Annotated in this window: 3 protein-coding genes; all 3 read right to left on the bottom strand. The window is 74.0% G+C overall.

Annotated features, from left to right (window positions below; all coding sequences use genetic code 11):
• A partial coding sequence (gene eboE / locus EYA84_RS30150; RefSeq protein ID WP_131057568.1) for a metabolite traffic protein EboE occupies positions 1-875 on the bottom strand: 875 nt, incomplete at its 3' end.
• Positions 875-1,723 (bottom strand): TatD family hydrolase, encoded by an 849-nt coding sequence (locus tag EYA84_RS30145; protein WP_131057566.1) that lies wholly within the window; start codon positions 1,721-1,723, stop codon positions 875-877. The genes EYA84_RS30145 and eboE, both read right to left, overlap by 1 nt.
• Complete coding sequence (locus EYA84_RS30140) at positions 1,723-2,328, bottom strand: EboA domain-containing protein (protein WP_131057563.1); 606 nt, start codon at positions 2,326-2,328, stop codon at positions 1,723-1,725. The genes EYA84_RS30145 and EYA84_RS30140 overlap by 1 nt, the downstream gene beginning before the upstream one ends.
• Positions 2,329-2,649: the final 321 nt, after the last annotated feature.

Here is a 2,649-nt window from a genome sequence, read left to right as displayed (position 1 = left end):
GCCGGGTCCCCCGCCGCCGACGACAAGCCCGCCGGGCTGGCGGTGGCGCAGCTCGCGGAGCGGGTCTGGTGCAGGAAGCGCGGTTCGACCCAGCGGCGCAGCGCGGCGGCGTCGCCGACCGGGTCGGCCGCCTCCAGCGCGGCGGACACCTGCACCTTCACCACCGGCAGCCCGGCGGCGGCCAACCGGTCGAGGGCGGCGGCCGGGTCCTCCCAGGCACAGGCGAGGTGGGCGAGGTCCAGGCAGACACCGAGGCGCTCGGTGTCCATGCCGGACAGTGCGGTGACCGCCTGGGCGCTGCTCTCCACGACACAGCCGGGCTCCGGCTCGAAGCCGACCCGCACCGTCCGGCCGGTCTCCCGCTCCACCGTGGCGAGCCCGGCGGCGAGCTGGTCCAGGCGGTGCCGGGCCGCGTCGGCACGGGCGGTGTCCCAGGGGGTACGCCAGGCCAGCGGCAGGGTGGAGACGGAGCCCCGCACGGCGTCGTCGGGCAGCAGGTCGGCCAGCACCCGGGCCAGGTCCAGGGTGTACCGCAGTCGCTGCGCGTCGGTCCAGTCGGGCAGGTACACCGCGCCCTTGACCACGGGTGCCTGGAACGCCGCGTACGGGAAGCCGTTGAGGGTGACCACCTCCAGCCCGCGCACGGTCAGCTCGGTGCGCAGGCGACGGCGGGCGTCCGGGTCGGCGGCGAGTTCGGCGGCGACCGGGGCGGCCAGCCACAGGCCGAGGCCGAGCAGGTCGCTGCCGAGCGTCTCCCGGATCGGCAGCGCGTAGCGGTCGAGTTGGGCGACGATGCCGGCGAGATCCTCGGCGGCGTGCACGTTGGTGCAGTACCCGAGGTGCACGGTGCGCCCGTCCGGATGACGGAACCGCATCAGCCGCCGCCGCGCAGGATCGAGTTGCCGGCGAAGGTCGGCTCGGCGTCCACGTCGCTGAGGTCGAGTCGGCCGGACTGGCCGTAGAACTCGACCGGGTTGCGCCACAGCACCAGGTCCACGTCGTCGTCGCTGAACCCGGCCGCCAGCATCGCCTCACCGGTGGCCCGGGTCAGCAGCGGATCCGAGCGCCCCCAGTCGGCCGCCGAGTTGACCAGCACCCGCTCGGTCCCGTACGCCCTGAGCAGCTCGACCATCCGGGGCGGCGACATCTTCGTGTCGGGGTAGATGGAGAACCCGAGCCAGCAGTCGCTGTCCCGCACCGCGCGTACGGTCACCTCGTTGAGGTGGTCGACCACCACCCGCCCCGCCCCGATCCCCGACTCGGCGACCACCGCGAGGGTACGTTCGACGCCCCGGGCCTTGTCCCGGTGCGGGGTGTGCACCAGCGCCGGCAGTTCGTGCGCCACGGCCAGCGCGAGCTGGGCGGCGAACACCTCGTCCTCCTCCGGCGTCATCGAGTCGTACCCGATCTCGCCGACCGCCACCACGCCGTCCTTCTCCAGGTAGCGGGGCAGCACGTCGAGCACCTCCCGGCAACGCGGGTCGTTGGCCTCCTTCGGGTTGAGCGCGATCGTGGCATGGTGACGTACGCCGAACTGCCCGGCCCGGAACGGCTCCCAGCCGACCAGCGAGTCGAAGTAGTCGGTGAACGAACCGACGCTGGTCCGTGGCTGGCCGAGCCAGAACGCCGGCTCGACCACCGCCCGGACCCCCGCGGCGGCCATCCGCTCGTAGTCGTCCGTGGTACGGGACGTCATGTGGATGTGCGGGTCGAAGATCCGCATCACACCTCCCTGTGGTGGGTGGTCAGCCGGTCCAGCAGCGCGACGGAGTCGGCGGGCATCTCCCGCCCGGCGGCCCGCCGCTCGTCGGCCAGCGCGCCGAGCATCTGCGCCAGTTCCCCGTCGGCGCGGGCGTCGAGGTCGGCCACCACGGCCAGCGGTACGCCGCTGAAGACACACTTGAGCACCGCCTGCCGCCAGGCCGGCGCGTCGAGGTGGCGGGCGTACGGGCCCAGTGCGGCGGCGACGAGTCGGGTGTCGTTGGTGCGGATCGCGTCGTGTAGCAGCGGCACCCCGGCCGTACCGATCGGCAGCAGCGGCAACGCCTTGAGCACCGCCCGTTTCTCGGCGGCGTCACCGGTCCGGTACAGCGTCTCGGCCCGCTCGGCATGCCCGGTCGCCAGGGCGGTCAGCAACAGCGCCCGGGCCGCCTCGTCGGCGGTCCAACCGGGCAGGTCGGGCAGCTCGGCCCGGCCGCAGTGCCGACCGGCGGCGGGAAAGAGCCGCGCGATCGTGGCCGGCTCGGCCGCGACGCGCCGCAGCGCCGTCGCCAGCCACTCCGGATCGGGTACGCCCCGCAGGGCCGCCCGCAGTTCGTCCGGTGTCATCGCCGTCCGCACCCCTTCCGCTCCTGCCGTTCGGCACTTCCGGTGCTCTGCTGTTCGCTGCCCTGCCGTTCGGCGCTTCCGGTGCTCTGCTGTTCGCTGCCCTGCCGTTCGGCGCTTCCGGTGCTCTCGCGCCGCCCGCGCTACTGCCGTGCGGCCCCTTTGCTCTGCTTCACCCCACGCAACGGTCGCTGTCCGGATATCGGACGCCGGGCGTTGCGTCCGTTGAAGCAGAGCAAAGGGCGCCCACCGAGGTGTGCTCGGTCGCCTGCGGCGCTGGCGCCGCCACCATCCCGGCCACACCCACGGTCGCCCCGCCCGCAC

This window comes from Verrucosispora sp. SN26_14.1 (assembly GCF_004307965.1).
Taxonomy (GTDB): Bacteria; Actinomycetota; Actinomycetes; order Mycobacteriales; family Micromonosporaceae; genus Micromonospora.
The sequence above is the reverse complement of the archived record's forward strand: the minus strand, read 5'-3'. Positions and strand labels throughout refer to the sequence as shown.

Bases quoted from the DNA above. Each gene is read 5' to 3' on its own strand.
- EYA84_RS30145 (WP_131057566.1), bottom strand. From the start codon at position 1,723: ATGCGGATCTTCGACCCGCACATCCACATGACGTCCCGTACCACGGAC.
- EYA84_RS30140 (WP_131057563.1), bottom strand. From the start codon at position 2,328: ATGACACCGGACGAACTGCGGGCGGCCCTGCGGGGCGTACCCGATCCG.